Annotated in this window: 18 protein-coding genes, 1 tRNA gene, 1 pseudogene and 1 riboswitch; of the genes and pseudogenes, 11 read left to right on the forward strand and 9 right to left on the reverse strand. The window is 61.6% G+C overall.

What is annotated here, in order from left to right; genetic code table 11:
- The first annotated feature begins 23 nt into the window (after nucleotides 1-23).
- Nucleotides 24-1,369 (forward strand): annotated as a pseudogene (locus tag IB244_RS25880) (MATE family efflux transporter).
- On the opposite strand, the gene IB244_RS25885 reads toward IB244_RS25880, so the two are convergent.
- Both IB244_RS25885 and IB244_RS25890 read right to left on the reverse strand, forming a co-directional pair.
- Nucleotides 1,345-2,433 (reverse strand): quinone-dependent dihydroorotate dehydrogenase, encoded by a 1,089-nt coding sequence (locus tag IB244_RS25885; RefSeq protein WP_192240371.1) that lies wholly within the window; start codon nucleotides 2,431-2,433, stop codon nucleotides 1,345-1,347. The pseudogene IB244_RS25880 and the gene IB244_RS25885 overlap by 25 nt on opposite strands.
- Nucleotides 2,430-2,783, reverse strand: coding sequence for a DUF952 domain-containing protein (locus tag IB244_RS25890; RefSeq protein WP_192240370.1), 354 nt, complete (start codon nucleotides 2,781-2,783; stop codon nucleotides 2,430-2,432). The genes IB244_RS25885 and IB244_RS25890 overlap by 4 nt, the downstream gene beginning before the upstream one ends.
- Before the next feature lie 108 nt (nucleotides 2,784-2,891).
- Between IB244_RS25890 and IB244_RS25895 the strand changes: the two genes are divergently transcribed.
- The 5 genes from IB244_RS25895 to IB244_RS25915 all read left to right on the forward strand — a co-directional run bounded on the left by IB244_RS25895 (nucleotide 2,892) and on the right by IB244_RS25915 (nucleotide 6,011).
- Nucleotides 2,892-3,290, forward strand: coding sequence for a hypothetical protein (locus IB244_RS25895; protein WP_192306126.1), 399 nt, complete (start codon nucleotides 2,892-2,894; stop codon nucleotides 3,288-3,290).
- 89 nt (nucleotides 3,291-3,379) lie between these two features.
- Nucleotides 3,380-4,027, forward strand: a complete 648-nt coding sequence (locus IB244_RS25900; protein WP_192240369.1) for a response regulator — start codon at nucleotides 3,380-3,382, stop codon at nucleotides 4,025-4,027.
- 102 nt (nucleotides 4,028-4,129) lie between these two features.
- Nucleotides 4,130-4,795, forward strand: a complete 666-nt coding sequence (locus IB244_RS25905; protein WP_018858611.1) for a helix-turn-helix transcriptional regulator — start codon at nucleotides 4,130-4,132, stop codon at nucleotides 4,793-4,795.
- Between the two features lie 11 nt (nucleotides 4,796-4,806).
- Nucleotides 4,807-5,544, forward strand: a complete 738-nt coding sequence (locus tag IB244_RS25910) for a thermonuclease family protein (protein ID WP_169683759.1) — start codon at nucleotides 4,807-4,809, stop codon at nucleotides 5,542-5,544.
- A gap of 53 nt (nucleotides 5,545-5,597) precedes the next feature.
- Nucleotides 5,598-6,011 (forward strand): tellurite resistance TerB family protein, encoded by a 414-nt coding sequence (locus tag IB244_RS25915; RefSeq protein ID WP_018858613.1) that lies wholly within the window; start codon nucleotides 5,598-5,600, stop codon nucleotides 6,009-6,011.
- Between the two features lie 12 nt (nucleotides 6,012-6,023).
- On the opposite strand, the gene IB244_RS25920 is transcribed toward IB244_RS25915, so the two are convergent.
- Nucleotides 6,024-6,899 carry a transporter substrate-binding domain-containing protein gene (locus IB244_RS25920; RefSeq protein WP_025660379.1) on the reverse strand — a complete coding sequence of 292 codons (876 nt, stop codon included), beginning with the start codon at nucleotides 6,897-6,899 and terminating at the stop codon, nucleotides 6,024-6,026.
- A gap of 215 nt (nucleotides 6,900-7,114) precedes the next feature.
- Between IB244_RS25920 and IB244_RS25925 the strand changes: the two genes are divergently transcribed.
- Both IB244_RS25925 and IB244_RS25930 read left to right on the forward strand, forming a co-directional pair.
- Nucleotides 7,115-7,789 (forward strand): hypothetical protein, encoded by a 675-nt coding sequence (locus IB244_RS25925; protein ID WP_192306128.1) that lies wholly within the window; start codon nucleotides 7,115-7,117, stop codon nucleotides 7,787-7,789.
- Between the two features lie 233 nt (nucleotides 7,790-8,022).
- A complete protein-coding gene (locus tag IB244_RS25930; protein WP_192306130.1) occupies nucleotides 8,023-10,047 on the forward strand; it encodes a methyl-accepting chemotaxis protein in 2,025 nt (674 codons plus the stop codon).
- A gap of 123 nt (nucleotides 10,048-10,170) precedes the next feature.
- Here the strand turns inward: IB244_RS25930 and IB244_RS25935 are convergent, their stop codons facing one another.
- From IB244_RS25935 to IB244_RS25945, 3 genes are all read right to left on the reverse strand, one after another.
- Nucleotides 10,171-10,356, reverse strand: coding sequence for a hypothetical protein (locus tag IB244_RS25935; protein WP_018857618.1), 186 nt, complete (start codon nucleotides 10,354-10,356; stop codon nucleotides 10,171-10,173).
- A gap of 251 nt (nucleotides 10,357-10,607) precedes the next feature.
- A tRNA-Gly gene (locus IB244_RS25940) sits at nucleotides 10,608-10,681 on the reverse strand.
- Nucleotides 10,682-10,736: 55 nt separating this feature from the next.
- Nucleotides 10,737-11,831 carry a 2'-deoxycytidine 5'-triphosphate deaminase gene (locus IB244_RS25945; protein WP_025660383.1) on the reverse strand — a complete coding sequence of 365 codons (1,095 nt, stop codon included), beginning with the start codon at nucleotides 11,829-11,831 and terminating at the stop codon, nucleotides 10,737-10,739.
- A 72-nt stretch (nucleotides 11,832-11,903) separates the two neighbouring features.
- Nucleotides 11,904-11,982, forward strand: a riboswitch (SAM riboswitch).
- A gap of 45 nt (nucleotides 11,983-12,027) precedes the next feature.
- Here IB244_RS25945 and IB244_RS25950 point away from each other — a divergent pair.
- Complete coding sequence (locus IB244_RS25950; protein WP_018857620.1) at nucleotides 12,028-13,212, forward strand: O-succinylhomoserine sulfhydrylase; 1,185 nt, start codon at nucleotides 12,028-12,030, stop codon at nucleotides 13,210-13,212.
- Between the two features lie 200 nt (nucleotides 13,213-13,412).
- On the forward strand, nucleotides 13,413-13,805 hold the full coding sequence (gene apaG, locus IB244_RS25955) for a Co2+/Mg2+ efflux protein ApaG (protein WP_018857621.1): 393 nt from the start codon (nucleotides 13,413-13,415) through the stop codon (nucleotides 13,803-13,805).
- Here apaG and IB244_RS25960 read toward each other — a convergent pair whose 3' ends face one another.
- The 3 genes from IB244_RS25960 to IB244_RS25970 all read right to left on the reverse strand — a co-directional run bounded on the left by IB244_RS25960 (nucleotide 13,806) and on the right by IB244_RS25970 (nucleotide 17,050).
- Entirely contained in the window at nucleotides 13,806-14,801 is a 996-nt protein-coding gene (locus IB244_RS25960) for an Hsp33 family molecular chaperone (protein ID WP_018857622.1), read from the reverse strand.
- Nucleotides 14,802-14,893: 92 nt separating this feature from the next.
- Nucleotides 14,894-15,811 carry an ornithine carbamoyltransferase gene (gene argF, locus IB244_RS25965; protein WP_025660384.1) on the reverse strand — a complete coding sequence of 306 codons (918 nt, stop codon included), beginning with the start codon at nucleotides 15,809-15,811 and terminating at the stop codon, nucleotides 14,894-14,896.
- Between the two features lie 42 nt (nucleotides 15,812-15,853).
- Complete coding sequence (locus IB244_RS25970) at nucleotides 15,854-17,050, reverse strand: aspartate aminotransferase family protein (RefSeq protein ID WP_192306132.1); 1,197 nt, start codon at nucleotides 17,048-17,050, stop codon at nucleotides 15,854-15,856.
- Nucleotides 17,051-17,478: 428 nt separating this feature from the next.
- Here IB244_RS25970 and IB244_RS25975 point away from each other — a divergent pair, with 428 nt between their 5' ends.
- Nucleotides 17,479-18,012 carry a GcrA family cell cycle regulator gene (locus IB244_RS25975; RefSeq protein WP_018857625.1) on the forward strand — a complete coding sequence of 178 codons (534 nt, stop codon included), beginning with the start codon at nucleotides 17,479-17,481 and terminating at the stop codon, nucleotides 18,010-18,012.
- The last annotated feature ends 278 nt before the right edge of the window (nucleotides 18,013-18,290 follow it).

The following is an 18,290-nucleotide window of genomic DNA, read 5'->3' on the forward strand; positions in this document are numbered from 1 at the left end:
TGCCTCCTTCCTCAGAGGCAGACATGGATACGCACGGTCACGAGAACAGGCTGGCATTCGACGTGACGCACCGACTGGTGCTGTCGATTGCAATTCCGATGACGCTCGGCTTCATGACGACGCCGCTCCTTGGCCTCGTCGACACCGGCGTCGTCGGCCACATGGGTCAGCCGGATGCGCTGGCAGGGCTTGCGATCGGCGCCATGCTCTTCGACCTTATCCTCGGCAGCTTCAACTTCCTGCGCGCCTCCACGACCGGACTGACGGCGCAGGCCTTCGGACGGCACGACCGGCACGCCCAGCAGGGCGTCTTCTGGCGAGCGCTGATCTCCGCGCTCGGCTGCGGCATAGCGCTTCTCTGTCTTTCGCCACTGCTACTCGCAGCCGGGCTGAAGCTGATGGGACCGGAGAGCGCCGTTGCGGCCGCCACCAGCACCTATTTCTCCATCCGCATCCTTGCCGGCCCGGCAGCGCTTGCCAATTACGCGATCCTCGGCTTCGTGCTCGGCCGCGGCCAGGGCACCGTTGGCCGTTGCTGCAGACGATCATCAACGGCATCAACATCATACTGGCGATCTATCTCGGCCTCTGGCTTGACTGGGGCGTGGCGGGCGTCGCCTGGGGTACGATGGTCGGCGAGACAGCCGGTGCTGTCGTCGGCTTGCTGATTGTCCTTCGCGGCTTCGATCGCGCGCATCGGCCGACACGCACGGAGATCTTCTCCCGGCATCGCCTCGCCGAGCTTTTCGCGCTGAACCGCGACATCCTGATCCGCACCTTCGTGCTGCTCGCCGCTTTCACTCTGATGACGCGGATCGGCACGAGCTTCGGAGCGGTCACGCTGGCCGCCAACGCCGTGCTGATGAACTTCTTCCTGCTCTCCGGATATTATCTCGACGGACTGGCCAACGCGGCAGAGCAGATCACCGGACGGGCGATCGGCGCGCGATACCGGCCGGCCTTCGAGCGTGGCCTGAAGCTGACGGCGCTCTGGTCCTTCGGGCTTGCCGGCCTCATTTCCGTGTTCTTCCTGCTGGCCGGTCCATGGTTGATTTCGGTGCTAACCACCTCGCCGGAGGTGCAGCAGGCGGCCGAAACCTACCTGCCCTGGGCCGCCGTCACCGGACTTACGGGGGCGCTGGCCTTCCTGATGGACGGTGTCTTCATCGGCGCCACCTGGTCGACCGACATGCGCAACCGGATGCTCATGTCGTTTGCCGGCTATCTCATAGCGCTGGCCGTTTTCGTGCCGCTGTTCGGCAATCATGGCCTATGGCTGGCGATGAACGGCTTCCTGCTGTTTCGCGGTGTCTTCCTGGCGATGCTCGTGCGGCCGCGGGCGGATCAAACGTTCCGTCCTGCCCAGTAGTCCGTTCTCGTATCCCTGAGGTCGCGGATGGATCTGACCTGCTCGCGATCGAGCAGCTTCGACAGGCCGCGAACGATCGTGCCCGGGAGGCCCGGCCCCTCATAAACCATGCAGGAATAGAGCTGCACGAGATCGGCACCGGCCTTGATCTTCTCGAGCGCGGTTTCGGCGGACGAGACGCCGCCGACGCCGATGATCGGCAGGCCTGGGCCGACGCGTTTGCGCATTTTGGCGAGAACGGCGGTCGATTTGTCGAACAGCGGCTTGCCGGAAAGCCCGCCGGCCTCCTTCGCCTGACGCTGGTCCCTGAGGCCCTCGCGGGAAAGCGTGGTGTTCGAAACGATCAGGCCGTCCAGGGCATGCGACAGCGCTTCGGCGGCGATATCGTCCAGCCCCTCTTCCGTCAGATCAGGCGCGATCTTCAGGAAGACTGGGATCTTTCTGCCTGCCTTTTCGGCTTCGGCATCGCGGGCAGCAAGCACTGCCGACAAGAGCGCGGCGAGGCTTTCGCGCGCCTGCAAATCGCGCAGGCCCGGCGTGTTCGGTGATGAGATATTGGCGGTGAAATAGCGAGCGACCGAATAGAACCGGCGGATGCCGAGGACATAGTCGACAATGCGGTCCTCGCTGTCCTTGTTGGCGCCGATGTTGACGCCGATCATGCCGTTGCCGCGAATGACCGACAGGCGTGCGAAGGCGGCATCGTGGCCTTCGTTGTTGAAGCCGAGGCGATTGATGACGCCTTCATCCTCGACCAGCCGGAAGATGCGTGGGCGCGGGTTGCCGGGCTGCGGCTTCGGCGTCACGGTGCCGATCTCGGTGAAACCGAAGCCGATCTTCAGCAACGCTTCCGGAACCTCGGCGTTCTTGTCGTAGCCGGCCGCCATGCCAATCGGATTGACGAAATCGAGCCCGGCAACGCTCTGCCGCAGGCGCGGATCGGGGGCGATCCGGCAGGCCGGCACGGCGCCTGCCTTCAGTGCGGCAATCGACATGCCATGAGCGGTTTCGGGGTCGAAGAGGAAGAGACCCTTGCGGGCGGCGTGCTTGAAAAGCTCGATCATGGCGCAAGATCCGGAAAGACGTGCTGGCCGGCGACATCGAGCGGCAGCGGCGCCTCCCATAACACGGCCGACATCGGCAATTCCGCATAGAGGTGTGGAAAGAGAGCGCCGCCGCGCGAGGGTTCGAAGACGAGTTCGTCGCCGAACTTGCTGCTATCGACGGCAACGAGCAGAAGCCCCGCCTGGCCGGCGAAGTGAAGGGCCGCCGTCTGCCTGACCTGGGCGGCTGTCGAGAAGTGGATGTAGCCGTCCGTAAGGTCGATCGGCGCGCCACGAAAAACGCCGGCTGCCCTCGCCTCCTGCCAGAGCGTTTCCGTCACGATCTTGTAAAGCGTGGGTGTCAGGGTCATGATAACCTCAGAATGGCTGGTCTTTCCCGGGCTTTGCCGCAAAGCGGCGGCGATGTCCACGCCTCGCCGCGAAAAATGCGGTGGCCACCGAGATTTCCGGAGGAAACCATGAGAAATATCGCAATCGGCCTTTTCGCGCTTCTCCTGCCGCTCGGCGTTCATGCCGCTGAAACCGACGCATTGCGCTTTCAATTGGAGCGTAGCGGCGACCACTTCGTGCGGCTCGACAAGCAGACCGGCGCCATGTCGCTTTGCGAGGAGAAGGACGGCGCGCTCGTCTGCAGGATGGCCGCCGATGAGCGGGCGGCCTATGAGCAGGAACTCGACCGGCTTTCGGCCCGCGTCACGGCGCTGGAGAACAAAAGCATCGTCAACAAGGCGCTTCCCTCCGACGAGGAGATCAACCGTTCGATCGGCATCATGGAGCGCTGGATGCGGAGCTTCATGGGGATAGTCAAGGAATTCCCAAGCGAGGAGGAGCGCAACGCCCTTCCGCAAAAGACATGAATTGATATAGTCACCTCCGAATGGAGGCATGTATCGTGCGGAGGCACGAGGCATGTCTCGGCGATCGAACTCTTGGGAGGGAGCTATCGATGCAGGAACAGACAATCATCATTGCCGACGACCACCCGCTTTTCCGGGATGCGCTGCGCCAGGCAGTGATTGGTATGGAAGGCCATCCCGAGATCGTCGAGGCCGGCGATTTTGCCGCAGCGCGCATGGCGGCTGGAGCACATCCCGAAGCGGACCTGATGCTGCTCGATCTATCGATGCCTGGTGTCAGCGGCTTTTCCGGCCTGATGGCGCTTCGCTCCGAATTCGCCGGGCTGCCGATCGTCATCATTTCCGCGACGGATGACGCCACGACGATCCGTCGCGCGCTCGAACTCGGCGCATCCGGCTTCATCTCCAAATCCTCCGGGATCGACGACATTCGCCGCGGTATCCAGACGGTCCTTGCCGGCGATATCGCGACCCCCGAGACTTATCGGGACGGGCAGGAACAGGATCCTGATGTCGCCGACCTGATCCACCGGCTGCACACGCTGACACCGCAGCAGAGCCGTGTGCTGACGATGCTGGCGGAAGGTCTTCTCAACAAGCAGATCGCCTATGAGCTCGGCGTTTCCGAGGCGACGATCAAGGCGCATGTCTCGGCGATCCTGCTCAAGCTCGATGTCGACAGCCGTACGCAGGCGGTGATCCAGCTCGGCAAGATCAACATGGCCTTGGTCGCCTGAGGCGAGACAGGATTTTATTCCTTTCATCTCTTTACTCCCGCTGGGCTTGCGGTTAATATTTCGTCGTTGAACGATGGCGCAGGCGCGCAGGAATCAGGCGACATGCTGTCACACGAGCAGATTTGGGGGGCGATCGACAGGCTTGCCGAACGGCATGACCTGACGCCTTCAGGTCTTGCCCGGCGCGCGGGGCTCGATCCAACCTCCTTCAACAAGTCCAAGCGGCTCTCCGCCGATGGGCGGTTGCGCTGGCCGTCGACGGAATCGATCGCCAAGGTGCTGGATGCAACGGGCGCCAGCATGGAGCAGTTCCTGACGTTCATGCGGCCGGCAGGGAGCTTTTCCAGTCTTCCGGAAGGCGGCTTCCCGCGGCAGGGCAGCTCGATTCCGCTGCTCGGCTTTGCGCAGGCCGGTGCCGGCGGCTTCTTCGATGATGGCGGCTTTCCGGCTGGGCAAGGCTGGGACGTTGTGGAATTCCCGGCCGCACCCTCGCAGAAGGCAGGCGTCTATGCGCTCGAAGTCCAGGGCGAGAGCATGATGCCGCTCTACCGCGACGGCGACGTCTTGATCGTCGAGCCTGGCGCGCAGGTTCGACGCAATGATCGCGTCGTCGTCAAGACGCGCGAAGGCGAAGTGATGGCGAAGGTGCTGTTGCGCCAGAGCCCGCGATCGATCGAATTGATGTCGCTCAACCCGGAGCATCCCAACCGAACAATTGAACTTTCCGACGTGGATTGGATCGCCCGCATCATCTGGGCCAGCCAGTAGGAAGATATTCCATGCGTCCTGCGGCAATTCTGACCGCTGTTGCAGGGATCGGAATTGTCGCCGACCTGATTGCGGCCGGCGGACAGCGGCTTGGCTCGGCCATTGATCCGGCGGAAACGGCAGCGCCGATGGAAGCGCAAGTGCCGCCCCCCGCTCCGACGGCTCAACCGACCTCAAATCCCGAAGCCAGCATGAATGCGCGGCGTGTCGACGAGGCCAGCCAGTTCTACCCTGCGGTCATCGACGGCAAGCCACTCGAGCGCATCGCGCCCGTTGTGCCGGAGCAACCGGCAAACCCTGCCAAAGACAGGGGCGTGAACCTTGTTCGCCCGATCGCGGAAAGCGCCGGTGTCCTGGCGTTTGGCGACCGTCGCCTGCAGCTTGCCGGCATCGACCCAACGCCGGCGGACAAGACATGCATCGACAGCGGGGGCCGTGAGTGGCCATGCGGGATGCTGGCAAAGACCAATCTGCGGCTGCTGCTGCGCCTCAGGGCCGTCCGCTGCGATCTCGACAGTGCGGAATGGACCGGTACCGTCACGGCCGCCTGCAGGATCGGTACGCAGGAAATTTCACAGTGGCTCGTCGAAAACGGCTGGGCAGAGGCGGCGAAGGGATCTGCGCTCGCCGAGGCCGGCGAGAAGGCAAAACAGGCGGGCAAAGGCATCCATGGCAACGACCCTCGCAGCCTCGCAGAAACCAGCGGTCCTGAGGATCTGCCTTCCGATCTGCCGCCCGACGGCTTGTAATGTCGCTGGGCAACTCCTAGACTCTGGCCTCACTTCGAAGGGATCATCGAGACATGAACAAGCCGCTTTCCGCCCATGACGCCTTGATCTACGTGATGGTGATGGCATCCGCCGTCGACAGCACGATGAACGATCGCGAGATGGAGCGCATCGGCCAACTGATCGGCTTCCTGCCGGTCTTCCGTGATTTCGACGACGAAAAGCTGATTTCCATCGCGCGCGATTGCGCGGGACTGCTGGCTGGTCCCGAAGGGCTCGACATCGTGCTCGAAACCGTCAAGGACACGCTGCCGTCGCGCCTCTACGACACGGCCTATGCGCTCGCGGTCGAAATTGCTTCCGCCGATCTCTCGGTGAAGGCGGAAGAGCTGCGCCTTCTCAGCCTGCTTCGCGACCGCCTCGGCCTCGATAAGCTCACTTGCGCCGCCATCGAGCGCAGCGCGATCGCGCGCTTTCGCAAGGGCTAGAGCCTTTCAGGTTTAATACAGGCCGTAAGGGAAGTAGCGCAGGTAGATTTCCTGCAGGCGGCCACTGCGCGACAGCGCTGCCAGCGCGTGATCGAGCGCTGCCGTAAGGACATCGTCCTTCTGACGGAGCATGATCGTCATGCCTTCGCCGAGAAACTGCTCGGAGAGATAAGGCCCGTCGAACAGCGCGCAGCATTTCGCCGAGGCCTCCGACGAAACCCAGAAGGAGAGCTGGAGGGAATCCGCGAAGACGGCCTCCAGCTTGCCATCCTTGAGTGCTGCAAGAAGGGCGTCCTTGCTGTCGAAGGGTACGGCCTTCACCTTCGGGAAATAGGCCGCCAGCATGGCTTCGTGCGCCGTCGCCTTGACGACGCCGACCGGATGATCGGCCAGAGCGCTGGCATTCTCGCCCTTGATGGAAGCCTTTAAGTTTCGAACGAAGCGGGCGGGCAGCATGAGATAGGGGCGCGAAAAGGCGAACTGTCGCCGCAGCTCCTCGCTGACGGCGACGCCGGCAATCACGGCATCGCCCTGCGAGGCCGCGAGCGCGGCATTCAGGTCAGCGAACGGCAGCGCCTGGATCTGGCATTTGCTGGCAATCTCCAGCTCGTTACAGATCTCGCGGGCGAGATCGACGTTGAAACCGGAAAGCTTGCCATTCTGATCGGTAAAATTGAACGGTGGAAAGTCGATCGTCGTCAGGAAACGCAGGCGGACGAGCGACGAAAGATCCGGTTTGGCAAGGCGCTCCCTGGAATCGAAAAGCAGCGGCAAGCCTGGCATCGCCTCCTGCGCCGACAACGAGAGCGGGCAGAAAAACACAATCAAAGACAGCCAAAAGCTGCATAGCCCCTTAAGATTCAGGGATGCTAGTTTAAATTGCATCATTATGATCGACCTCGGGGAAAGCATGCACTGCCATTCTGGAAACGGTGTATCAGAGTCATGCGTGTCGGGGAATATGCGTCGGGCGGGATCGAAGACCGCACGCTCTTGGATGATGGTTCAATACGCCACGGCGCGCCGCCTGCGCGCGCGGTAAACGATTCCTACCAGAGGTTCTGCTGCAACTCGGCATCGGCAGGCCGACAATCGCCCGCCCGATGCAGGTCGCACGCCGCAACGGCGCGAGCATCGAACAGGAACTCATTGCAAGCGGCTCCATCGATGCCGACAGCTACTACGCATCCCTGGCGCGCGGGCTCCGGCTTCCCTTCCTTTCGGCAATCGACAGCTCCCTCCTCAACGATGACAAGGCACTCGACAGCCAGCTTCTGCAGGCTCGCTGCGTCCGGCTGAACTACATCAGCAAAGGCATGCTGGCGATCGTGCCGGAAGCCCGAAACCTGGTGATGCGCGAGCCAGCGCGCCTCCCGCGCGAGATGGGCGTGGGCGGCTTTCTGGTGTTCCAGTTGCTGATCGGAGGAATGCTGTTTTCCTCTCTCACCCATCCCTGGCTGATCATGCTCCTTGTCACCACCGCCGGCTACCTAGCGCTCGGCTTTCCGCCCGCCGGCAGCAGCGAAGGCGCGCTCTTGCTCCTCGATCTTGCCAATATGGCGGCAAGCTACGGCCTCTTTCTGCTGCTCGGCAGGGTCGCGATGCTGCGTGAGGAAAAACGCAGCATCGGCTGGCGCTGGATCTATGTCCCGCTCTATTGCCTGATGATCTCGGTGGCGGCATGGCGCGCCCTTCTCGAGCTGCCGAGAAAGCCCTTCTTCTGGGACAAGACGCCTCATGTCCCTGTCAGCACCAGTGAGAAGTTGCGCCCCGCTTAGCATGACTCGTCCCTAGGCGGGGGGACCCGAAATTTTTTCCGGGGACAGATCCCAAGCGTTAGGGCCACATTAAGCAATGTCCCATTCTATTCGCCAGGACGACGCCGGCTCACGGGCCGAATGCATGATGCGCATGTCGAGCCTTCCGGGCATCCCACCATGCCGTATCCCGCGACATAAAATGCTTCAATAGTCGGCCCGCCCGCGGTCGGGTCAAGCGACTGGACATAGCCATGCTGAAGAACTTGAAAATCCGGACGAAGATCATTTCTGTCGTCGCGCTTCTCGGGGCGATCGCGCTCGGGGGCCTCGTTTATGTCATCACCGAATTCCGCGGTGCCGATGCCACCTACAGCGCCTTCATCGATAACGAGGCACTGGCAGCCATGCAGGCATCCCGCGCCAGCGCCTCGGCAACCGCTGCCGTGCTGCAGGTCACGCTTATCGCCGGCCTCAAGCCGGAGACGCCGGCTTTCAATACGGCGCTCACGACGCCAAGCAAGATGCCTCAAGCGCGCGAACGCCTGGAACAGGCGGCGGCCTTGGTACCTAGCCGCAAGCCGGCGATTGACGACATCCTCGTCGGCATCGCCGAGATGGAAGCGCTTTCCAGCAAGGTCATCGACCTCGCCAAGGCAAAGGACAGTGCCGGCGCGCAGCTTGCAGCAAGCATGCTCAATGCGAAGCTGAACACGGTCACTCCGAAAATGATCGCCAACAATGATGCGCTGATGGCATTGCTGAACGATGGCGGCGACGCGCTCTCCATTAGCGTCAACCAGCGCATCACTCTCAGTTTCGTACTGATCGGGCTCGCTGTCATGGGCGCGATCGGCCTTTCTGTGTGGGTCGCGCAATCGGGGATCACCACGCCCATGGTTCGTCTGCGTGACCGGATGGCTCAGCTTGCCGAGGGAGATACGCACGGCGCCATCGACGGCCTCGACCGTCGTGACGAGGTTGGCCAGATGGCCGGCGCCGTTGCCGTCTTCCGCGACAATGCCGTCGATCGTATCCGGCTTGAGGGCGAGGCCGAAAAGAGCCGCAATCTCAGCGACAGCGAACGCCGAGAACGTGAAGCTCAGCGCGCAACCGAGGCTGCCGATCTCTCGCGCGCGGTCAGCGCGCTTGGCGACGGCTTACGCCGGCTGGCCGCAGGCGACCTCGCATCTCGGATCGATACGGCGTTTGTCGGCGACCTCGATAGTCTGCGACAGGATTTCAACAACTCGATCCTGCGCTTGAACGACACTATGCAGACGGTCGGCGCCAACGCCCGCGCCATCACTGCCGGCGCAACCGAGATCCGCGCCTCGGCGGACGAGCTTTCGAAGCGCACCGAGCAGCAGGCAGCGTCCGTCGAGGAGACGGCAGCGGCCCTCGAGGAGATCACCACCACCGTGAAGGATGCCGCCAAGCGTGCCGAGGAAGCACGTGGGCTCGTGGCACGCACGCGCGCCGGTGCAGAAAAGTCCGGCCAAGTGGTCAGCAAGGCCGTCAACGCCATGCAGCAGATCGCGCAATCCTCCGCGGAGATCGGCAACATCATCGGCGTCATCGACGACATCGCCTTCCAGACCAATCTTCTGGCCCTCAACGCCGGCGTCGAGGCCGCGCGCGCCGGTGAAGCCGGCAAGGGCTTTGCCGTCGTTGCCCAGGAGGTGCGTGAACTTGCACAGCGCTCGGCCAATGCCGCCAGGGAGATCAAGTCGCTGATCACCACATCGGGCGACCATGTGCAGACGGGCGTGTCGCTTGTCGGCGAAACCGGCAAGGCGCTTGATGCGATCGTTCACGAGGTTCAGGAGATCAACCAGCACGTCGACGCGATCGCCGAGGCCGCCCGCGAGCAATCGACCGGCCTGCAGGAGATCAACACGGCGGTGAACTCGATGGACCAGGGAACGCAGAAGAATGCGGCCATGGTCGAGGAAAGCACGGCGGCGAGCCACAAGCTCGCGACGGAAGCGGCGACACTCAACAACCTGCTCGACCAGTTCAAGCTGACCGGCACTGGCAGTTTCAGCGCTAACATTGCCGCGGCAGCGCCGCTGCAGGGCACTCACATCCATTCGGCGCCACGGCCGGCCGCGCCACCGGTCGCAGCCAGAAAGGCACCCGTCCGCATCGCCACTCCGGGTGTCACCCGCCCCTCTAGCTCGCCGGCTCGGGCGCTTGGGCAGAAACTTGCAAGCGCATTTGGTGCAAGCAGCGCCTCTTCGAGCCCACGCGACGACGCCGATTGGACGGAATTCTGATCCCAGCAAAACGGTACAAAAGCAAAGGGCGGCTCAATGCCGCCCTTTTCGATTATAGACTTTCGACTTCAAACAGCGAGCCATGGCCCGGCTGCCGCACAAGACGGAAGCTAAAAAGGGTGCTCAGGCAAACCCGAGCGGAATTTGCTCGACCTTGCGGCCGCGACCATAATCGCGCTCATAGGAAGCACGATCGTCATCGCGCGCAGACGCAAGAACCACTTCCGGCGCATAGTAGCCGTCAGCGTAAGTGCCGGTATCGCCATTCTCCCGGATCTCGCGCTTCGCCGTGAAAATCTTCAAAAGCATTCTGCAACTCCTCCTGATCATGCCGACAACGACCAAGGGGTCGCCTGCGTTCCCGTGATATCGGAGAATAGTTAAAAATTAACCATGTTTATTAGAGAATTGTCAACTATTTCAATTTCCTTCGAGGCTACCTCTTAAGGGCGTTCTTTCCTCGTGGAGTAAGACAGCGAACGACGGCGGCCCACGTGGGCACCACGCTCAGACCACAGTGCGGATGAAATCCGCTCAGTCCCAGCAAAACCATCTGAACTTGGAGCGGGTGAAGGGAATCGAACCCTCGTATTCAGCTTGGGAAGCTGCTGCTCTACCATTGAGCTACACCCGCGTTGGAGCGAGATTTCCAATAGATGGGTGCCGCTGTCAAGCGGGCATTGGCGTTGTCAGATGCGGAAGTGCTTCGAGAGTTTCAGGCCCTGGGCCTGATAGTTGGAGCCGAGGCCGGAGCCGTAGAGGCTCTCGGGGTGCTCCTGCATATGCTCATAGACGAGGCGACCGACGATCTGGCCGTCCTCGAGGATGAAGGGAACCTCGTGGCTGCGGACCTCGAGCACGGCGCGGCTGCCGCGGCCGCCGGCGGGGACGTGGCCGAAGCCGGGGTCGAAGAAGCCTGCATAATGCACGCGAAATTCGCCAACCAACGGATCGAAGGGGGTCATCTCTGCCGCGTAGTGCGGTGGCACATGGATGGCTTCGCGCGAGACGAGAATATAAAACTCGTCCGGATCCAGGATCAGTTCGTTGCGACCGCGGCTATAGAGAGGTTCCCAGAAGTCATAGATGTCGTGCTGCGCCTTCTTGTCGACATCGACGACTGCAGTGTGGTGCTTACCGCGGTAGCCGATCAGTCCATCCTTGTCGCCGGCCAAATCAATCGACAGGGCAATGCCGCCGCCGGAGACGTTCGGCAGCTTGCTGGCGACCAGCGTTTCGGCATCGTGGAGCGCGAGCAATTCCGGCTCTCCAAGTATCGAATGGCCGACCCGGAAGCGGATCTGCGACAGGCGCGAGCCTCGACGCACGACGATCGGGAAAGTACGCGGACTGATTTCGAGATAGAGCGGGCCGGAATAGCCAGCCGGAATTTTGTCGAACTCCTGCGCGTAGTCGGTGATGACGCGGGTGAAGATATCGAGACGTCCGGTCGAGCTTTTGGGATTGGCCGAGGCCGACATGTCGGCCGACAGGTCGAGGCGCTCCATCAAGGGAACGATATAGACACAGCCGGTCTCCAGCACGGCGCCTTCGCTGAGGTCGACGACGTGGAGGCTGAGGCGATCGAGCTTATCGGACACCAAATGGGAAGGACCCGGCATGAAGCTCGCGCGAACGCGGAATGCCTTCGCGCCAAGCCTGAGGTCAAGGCTTGCCGGTTGGATCTGGTCGTGGTCCAAATCGCGCTCGCTGGTGAGACGTCCCGCCTCAAAGAGCGCGGCTATCGCGCGATCCGCCAAAATTCCTGTTTCGCGAGCCATCATGCCCCATCCATATTCGCGGGAGACAAAACCAAACTCAAGGAATTGACGCAAGCATAGAACGGCAGTATTGCACTTTTATCCCGTGGTGATTTGGCCGGTCGGCTTGCAGCCACGTTAAACAAGTGGCTAAAAGGACCGGGTGCAAAACCGGTCTGCTTTCGCGGCCGGTTTTTTTGTTGTTTGAAAGTGGTGATTCATGAGCAAGACTTGGCGCCCCGCAACCCAACTCGTTCACGACGGCTCTTTGCGCTCGCAATATGGCGAGACCTCGGAAGCCATCTACCTCACGCAGGGCTTCGTCTATGAGAGCGCGGAAGCGGCCGAAGCGCGCTTCAAGGGCGAAACGGAAGGCTATATCTACGCTCGCTACGGCAGCCCGACAAACGACATGTTCGAGAAGCGCATGTGCGCACTGGAAGGCGCAGAGGAAGCCCGCGCCACGGCCTCCGGCATGGCAGCCGTCACCGCCGCAATCCTCTGCCAGGTGAAGGCCGGCGACCACATCGTTGCCGCCCGCGCCCTCTTCGGCTCCTGCCGCTGGGTCGTCGAGACGCTCGCCCCGAAATACGGTATCGAATGCACGCTGGTCGACGGTCGCCATCTGGAAAACTGGGAAAAGGCGATCCGCCCGAACACCAAGGTGTTCTTCCTGGAAAGCCCGACCAATCCGACACTCGAGGTGATAGACATTGCCGGCGTCGCCAAGCTCGCCAACCAGATCGGCGCCAAGGTCGTGGTCGACAACGTCTTCGCCACGCCGATCTTCCAGAAGCCGCTCGAGCTCGGCGCCCATATCGTCGTCTATTCGGCCACCAAGCACATCGACGGCCAGGGCCGCAGCCTCGGTGGCGTCATCCTCTCCGACCGGGAATGGGTCAACGAGAACCTTCAGGACTACTACCGCCACACCGGCCCGGCCATGTCGCCGTTCACGGCATGGACGCTGCTGAAGGGACTCGAGACGCTGCCGCTGCGCGTCAAGCAGCAGACCGAAAACGCATCGAAGATCGCCGACTTCCTGGCCGATCAGCCGAAGGTCGCCAAGGTCATCTATCCCGGCCGCAACGATCATCCGCAGGCCGACATCGTCGCCAAGCAGATGAAGGGTGGCTCGACACTGGTCGCCATCGAACTCAAGGGCGGCAAGGAAGCAGCTTTCGCGCTCCAAAACGCCCTGCAGGTCGTCAAGATCTCCAACAATCTGGGCGACGCCAAGAGCCTGATCACGCATCCGGCTACGACGACGCACAAGAACCTGACCGACGAAGCACGGGCGGAGCTCGGCATTTCCGGCGGTACCGTTCGTCTTTCCGCCGGCATCGAGGACACGGACGACCTGATCGAGGACTTCGCCCAGGCTCTCGCAAAAGTGAACGCCTGATCAGCCGACATCGGCCGGATCGACGCAAATCCGGCCGACCGCCACATGCTGCTTTGCCCCACCCAAGACAGGTCAAAGTCAGGCTTAAGTGGCGAAACTTCTTGCCTTTACAGGCATTACGGACGTGATCGACTATCGGTTTATTGACGGATCGGCTGTCGTATAAGATACCGGTAACGTATATTGACTATGGTGTAGGCATGTACCGCGCCCTTACACGAGACATTGAAGTCGTCGTCGAACCTTTTTATCTGGAGGAGCAATCCGATCCGGAAGACGATCGCTATGTCTGGGGCTACCGGATCGTCATCAGCAACAATTCCGACAAGTCCGTGCGACTGGTGAACCGCTATTGGAACATCACCGACCAGAACGGCCTCGTCGATGAGGTCACGGGCGCCGGCGTCGTGGGCGAACAGCCGCGGCTCGCGCCCGGCGATACCTATGAATATTCCTCGGGCTGCCCGCTGGATACGCCGTCGGGGCTGATGTTCGGCCACTACCAGATGGAAACGGACGAAGGCGAGCTTTTCAATGTCGAAATACCCGCCTTCTCACTGGATTCGCCAGGGCTGCTGAGAGTCCTGAACTGATCACTCCGCAGGCTCTGCCACCTCTTCCACTTCGAAACGATAGGTCGTCGAGCAGAATTCGCAGGTGACCGAAATTGCGCCGTCTTCCTGACTGGCATCAATTTCCTCCGCCGAGAAGCCCTTCAGCACCCCCTTGATCTTTTCGCGGGAACAGCTGCACCGATCGAAGACCTCGCGCGGTTCGTAGACGCGAACCCCACGCTCGTGGAACAGACGATATAGCAGCCGCTCGGTGCCGACTTGCGGATCCGTCAGTTCGTCGGCGTCGATCGTGTCGACGAGCGAGCGGGCTTCCATCCAGGCATCGTCTTCCTTGTGGGTGCCGCCAGTCCTATCGCCGTCGCCGCCGTGAAGATCCGGCTGGCGCATGCGCTCCGGCGCTTCCGGCAGGAACTGGGCGACAAGACCGCCAGCCCGCCAGCGGTGGCGCGGCTTGCCCGCGTCGTCGCGATCGAAGAGTTCGGCAGCAGCAAGACGCACCCGCGTCGGGATCTGCTCAGACTGGCGGAAATAGGTGCCGGCAATCTCTTCAAGGGTCGCACCGTCGAGCGCAACGATACCCTGGTAGGGTTGGGAAAACTTGCCCTGATCGATTGTAAAGGCCAGCATGCCCTTGCCGAGAAGCTGTTCGGGCTCGATCTGCCCTGCCGCAACGGCCCTGTCGAGGAGGCCCTGGTTGAAGCGTGCGTAGGCACGCACGTTCTCAGGCGTCGAGAAATCGCAAACAAGCAGGTCCACCGGGCCGTCGCCCTTGGTCTGGACCGTGAACTTGCCTTCAAATTTCAGCGACGTGCCGAGCAGCACCGTCAGCACAACGACTTCGGCAAGAAGCCGCGCGACGGGCGCGGGATAGCGATGGCGCTCGAGGATCGCGTCCAGCATCGGCCCGAGCTGGACGGCGCGACCGCGCACATCCAGTCCCTCAACCTGAAACGGAACGACATGATCATCGCCGGCGAAATTGAATTCGCCGAGGGTGGCTGCAGGTTCTGCCATGGTCTTCTCCTAGTCTGAGAGCGGCAGACAAGGGTGTCCATCCGCTCGCACGGCCACCGGGCCTTCCGGCCAAACGTGGCGTCCAGTATGGTTCAGATCGCGCCCAGGCACCAAGCAAGAATCGACTTCTGCGCATGAAGACGGTTTTCCGCTTCATCGAAGACCACGGATTGCGGGCCGTCGATCACCTCGTCCGTAACTTCCTCACCACGATGGGCGGGCAGGCAATGCATGAACAATGCATCCTTGTCGGCCTGCGCCATCAAAGCCGAATTGACCTGATAAGGCTGGAATACGTTGTGACCACGGGCCCGATGTTCCTGATTCATGGAGACCCAGGTATCGGTCACCACACAATCGACGCCGGCGACCGCACGGTCTGCATCATGGTAAAGCATGATTTCGGCGCCCTCATTGCGGGCCCAGTTCAGATAGTGATCCTTTGGCTCGGAACCAAGGGGCACCGCCATATTCATGCGGTAGCCAAAACGCGCGGCTCCTTCGACCAACGAATGCAGCACGTTGTTGCCGTCGCCGGTCCAGGCGATCGTCTTGCCCTTGATCGGGCCGCGGTGCTCTTCGAAGGTCATGACATCAGCCATGATCTGGCAGGGGTGCGTATCATCCGTCAATGCGTTGATGACAGGAACGGTTGCATGCTCAGCGAGCTCCAGCATGCGGGCATGATCAGTCGTGCGGATCATGATCGCGTCGACATAGCGCGACAGCACCTTGGCCGTGTCACCGATCGTCTCGGCGCGGCCAAGCTGCATTTCTGTGCCCGACAGGAACAGCGTCTCGCCCCCGAGCTGGCGCATGCCGACGTCGAAGGACACGCGGGTGCGCGTCGAGGGCTTTTCGAAGATCATCGCCAGCATCTTGCCTGATAGCGGCTTGTCGCCCTGCCCGGCCTTGAAGGCCTGCTTGCGCGAGATTGCGTCATCCATGATGAGCCGTAGGTCGGATGCCGCGACGGCGGAGAGATCGAGGAAGTGTTTGGGGGAAGCCATTATCGTTACCTATCACGCCCGCCTTCCGACAGGCACTATTCATTAAGCCGTCTTCTTGACCTTCGCAGCGCGCACGCTTTCGGCGGCGCGTTCGAGGCGGGCAAGGCCCTCGCGGGCTTCGTCAGCAGTGACGACCAGAGGCGGCAGAAGACGAATGACATTGTCGCCAGCGGGTACGCCGAGCAGATGGGCGTCACGGATCGCCTGCAGCAGTTCGGAGGACGGCACGGCGGCCTTGACGCCGAGCAGCAGCCCCTCGCCCTTGATATCCTCGATGATATCAGGATAGCGATCCTTGAGCGAGGCCAGCCCTTGGCGGAATACCAGCGAGACGTCACGCACCTGCTGCAGGAAGCCCTCCGCGAGGATCACGTCGAGCACGGCACTGCCAACTGCCATGGCGAGCGGATTGCCGCCATAAGTGGAGCCATGCGTGCCGGCCTTCATGCCGGAAGCGGCCTCTGCCGTGGCAAGGCAGGCTCCGAGCGGGAAGCCGCCGCCGATGCCCTTGGCAACCGCCATGATATCGGGGGTAGCGCCTGACCACTCATGCGCAAAGAGCTTGCCCGTGCGGCCCATGCCGGTCTGCACTTCATCGAAAATCAGCAGCAGACCATGCTGGTCGCAGATCGCGCGAAGTGCCTTCAGGAACTCGTTCGTCGCCGGGCGGACGCCGCCTTCCCCCTGAATAGGTTCGATGAGGATCGCGGCCGTTTCATTTGTGATGGCGCTGCGGACTGCATCGAGATCACCGAACGGCACCTGATCGAAGCCAGGCGCCTTGGGACCGAAGCCTTCGAGGTATTTCTCCTGGCCACCGGCGGCAATCGTCGCCAGCGTACGGCCATGGAAGGCGCCTTCAAAGGTGATAATATGGAACCGCTCGGGATGGCCCTTGGAAAACTGATAGCGGCGCGCGGTCTTGATCGCGCATTCCAAGGCTTCCGCGCCGGAGTTCGTGAAGAACACCTTATCGGCGAAGGTCGCATCGGTCAGCCGCTTTGCCAGTGTTTCCTGACCCGGGATCTCATAGATGTTGGACAGATGCCAGACCTTGTCGGCCTGCTCCTTCAGCGCGCCAACCACATGCGGATGGCTGTGGCCAACGGAGGTGACGGCAACGCCCGCGCCGAAATCAAGATATCGCTCGCCCGTTTCGCTGATCAGCCACACGCCTTCTCCTCGCTCGAACCGCAGCGGGGCACGAGAGTAGGTGTCGTAAAGCGCGGCTTCAGCCATGGCGCGATCTCCTATCAGCAATCATCAGCAGCCGGACTCCGGCTAAGGAAAGCAGGTCCGGAAAATTAAAAATGCCGCCTTTCGGCGGCGAGCAGCACTATTTACTTTTCGCACTGCAATGTCAACAAAACTGAGGTTTCGCTGCATGCGTCAAGCAGCCATCCCGAGGCGCTCGACCTATCAACAACTATGTTGCATAAATGACTCTCACGCCCAGCAAGTTGGGGAAAACTTGAAAATCGATTCCCCGAGATTCAACCGACTCTTGTCACGGAGTCGGCCTCACACTAGGTTAAAACTCAATTACTAGGCTGCATGCGGCGGAACTAGTCACCAAAATTTGAGTAAGCGTTTCTTGCCTCGGATACGTCCGTGGCAACGGTGAAGGATTCTGCCTACACCAACGCTAATAAGGCGGAGACAGGGGCATGAACTGGACAGACGAGCGCGTTGAAAAACTGAAGAAGCTGTGGTCCGAAGGCCTGAGCGCCAGCCAGATCGCAGCACAACTTGGAGGTGTAAGTCGTAACGCCGTCATTGGTAAAGTCCATCGTTTGAGTCTGCCCGGCCGTGCCAAGGCCGGCGGTTCGACGACCACCGTCAGAACCCCCAAGCGCACGACTTCGGCGCCCCGCGCCACGAACTACGCCTCGCGGATCACCACACGCACCGTTACCCGCCAACAGGGCGCGACGATGCTCAAGGAAGAGATCGAAATCGATACGGTGGAGGAAGTCCGCTTCCGTCCGGCCGCAAATGTAATCGTTCCGATTTCTCGCCGCCTTGGCCTCACCGAGCTCACCGAGCGCACCTGCAAGTGGCCGGTCGGCGATCCGCTCAATGACGACTTCCACTTCTGCGGTTGCGAGTCCCCGGACTCTTCCCCGTATTGCACGTATCATCAGCGCATGGCCTACCAGCCGGTCAACGAGCGCCGCAAGGCCGCTAACCGGGTCGCCTGACCCGGAAGCCGGATAAGGAATAAAGAAAACGGGCCCTCGCGGGCCCGTCAGACTGCTGACAAACCCGCCGATATTTTCGGCGGGTTTGTTTTTTGGACGTTGGTTGTTTTAGTTGGGTTCTGAGGCGGGGCGAAGTTGGCGGCCTCTGGCGCTCATGCCATGGCTGGTCTGGGTGGCTTGGTGAGCGCCATGGCGATCTTCTTGATGTTTTGGGCGGCTGCAGCCAGCAGGCACTGGCATGCGACGCGGGTGAGACTTCGAAAGCGGGCATAGCGATG

Origin of the sequence: Rhizobium sp. RHZ02, assembly GCF_014851575.1 — a bacterium.
GTDB lineage: Bacteria > Pseudomonadota > Alphaproteobacteria > Rhizobiales > Rhizobiaceae > Rhizobium > Rhizobium altiplani.

Bases quoted from the DNA above. Each gene is read 5' to 3' on its own strand.
- argF (WP_025660384.1), bottom strand. From the start codon at position 15,811: ATGGCTTCCCCCAAACACTTCCTCGATCTCTCCGCCGTCGCGGCATCC.
- IB244_RS25935 (WP_018857618.1), bottom strand. From the start codon at position 10,356: ATGCTTTTGAAGATTTTCACGGCGAAGCGCGAGATCCGGGAGAATGGC.
- IB244_RS25960 (WP_018857622.1), bottom strand. From the start codon at position 14,801: ATGGCAGAACCTGCAGCCACCCTCGGCGAATTCAATTTCGCCGGCGAT.
- IB244_RS25900 (WP_192240369.1), top strand. From the start codon at position 3,380: ATGCAGGAACAGACAATCATCATTGCCGACGACCACCCGCTTTTCCGG.
- IB244_RS25925 (WP_192306128.1), top strand. From the start codon at position 7,115: ATGCAGGTCGCACGCCGCAACGGCGCGAGCATCGAACAGGAACTCATT.
- IB244_RS25885 (WP_192240371.1), bottom strand. From the start codon at position 2,433: ATGATCGAGCTTTTCAAGCACGCCGCCCGCAAGGGTCTCTTCCTCTTC.
- IB244_RS25920 (WP_025660379.1), bottom strand. From the start codon at position 6,899: ATGATGCAATTTAAACTAGCATCCCTGAATCTTAAGGGGCTATGCAGC.
- apaG (WP_018857621.1), top strand. From the start codon at position 13,413: ATGTACCGCGCCCTTACACGAGACATTGAAGTCGTCGTCGAACCTTTT.
- IB244_RS25890 (WP_192240370.1), bottom strand. From the start codon at position 2,783: ATGACCCTGACACCCACGCTTTACAAGATCGTGACGGAAACGCTCTGG.
- IB244_RS25930 (WP_192306130.1), top strand. From the start codon at position 8,023: ATGCTGAAGAACTTGAAAATCCGGACGAAGATCATTTCTGTCGTCGCG.
- IB244_RS25950 (WP_018857620.1), top strand. From the start codon at position 12,028: ATGAGCAAGACTTGGCGCCCCGCAACCCAACTCGTTCACGACGGCTCT.
- IB244_RS25970 (WP_192306132.1), bottom strand. From the start codon at position 17,050: ATGGCTGAAGCCGCGCTTTACGACACCTACTCTCGTGCCCCGCTGCGG.
- IB244_RS25975 (WP_018857625.1), top strand. From the start codon at position 17,479: ATGAACTGGACAGACGAGCGCGTTGAAAAACTGAAGAAGCTGTGGTCC.
- IB244_RS25895 (WP_192306126.1), top strand. From the start codon at position 2,892: ATGAGAAATATCGCAATCGGCCTTTTCGCGCTTCTCCTGCCGCTCGGC.
- IB244_RS25945 (WP_025660383.1), bottom strand. From the start codon at position 11,831: ATGATGGCTCGCGAAACAGGAATTTTGGCGGATCGCGCGATAGCCGCG.
- IB244_RS25910 (WP_169683759.1), top strand. From the start codon at position 4,807: ATGCGTCCTGCGGCAATTCTGACCGCTGTTGCAGGGATCGGAATTGTC.
- IB244_RS25915 (WP_018858613.1), top strand. From the start codon at position 5,598: ATGAACAAGCCGCTTTCCGCCCATGACGCCTTGATCTACGTGATGGTG.
- IB244_RS25905 (WP_018858611.1), top strand. From the start codon at position 4,130: ATGCTGTCACACGAGCAGATTTGGGGGGCGATCGACAGGCTTGCCGAA.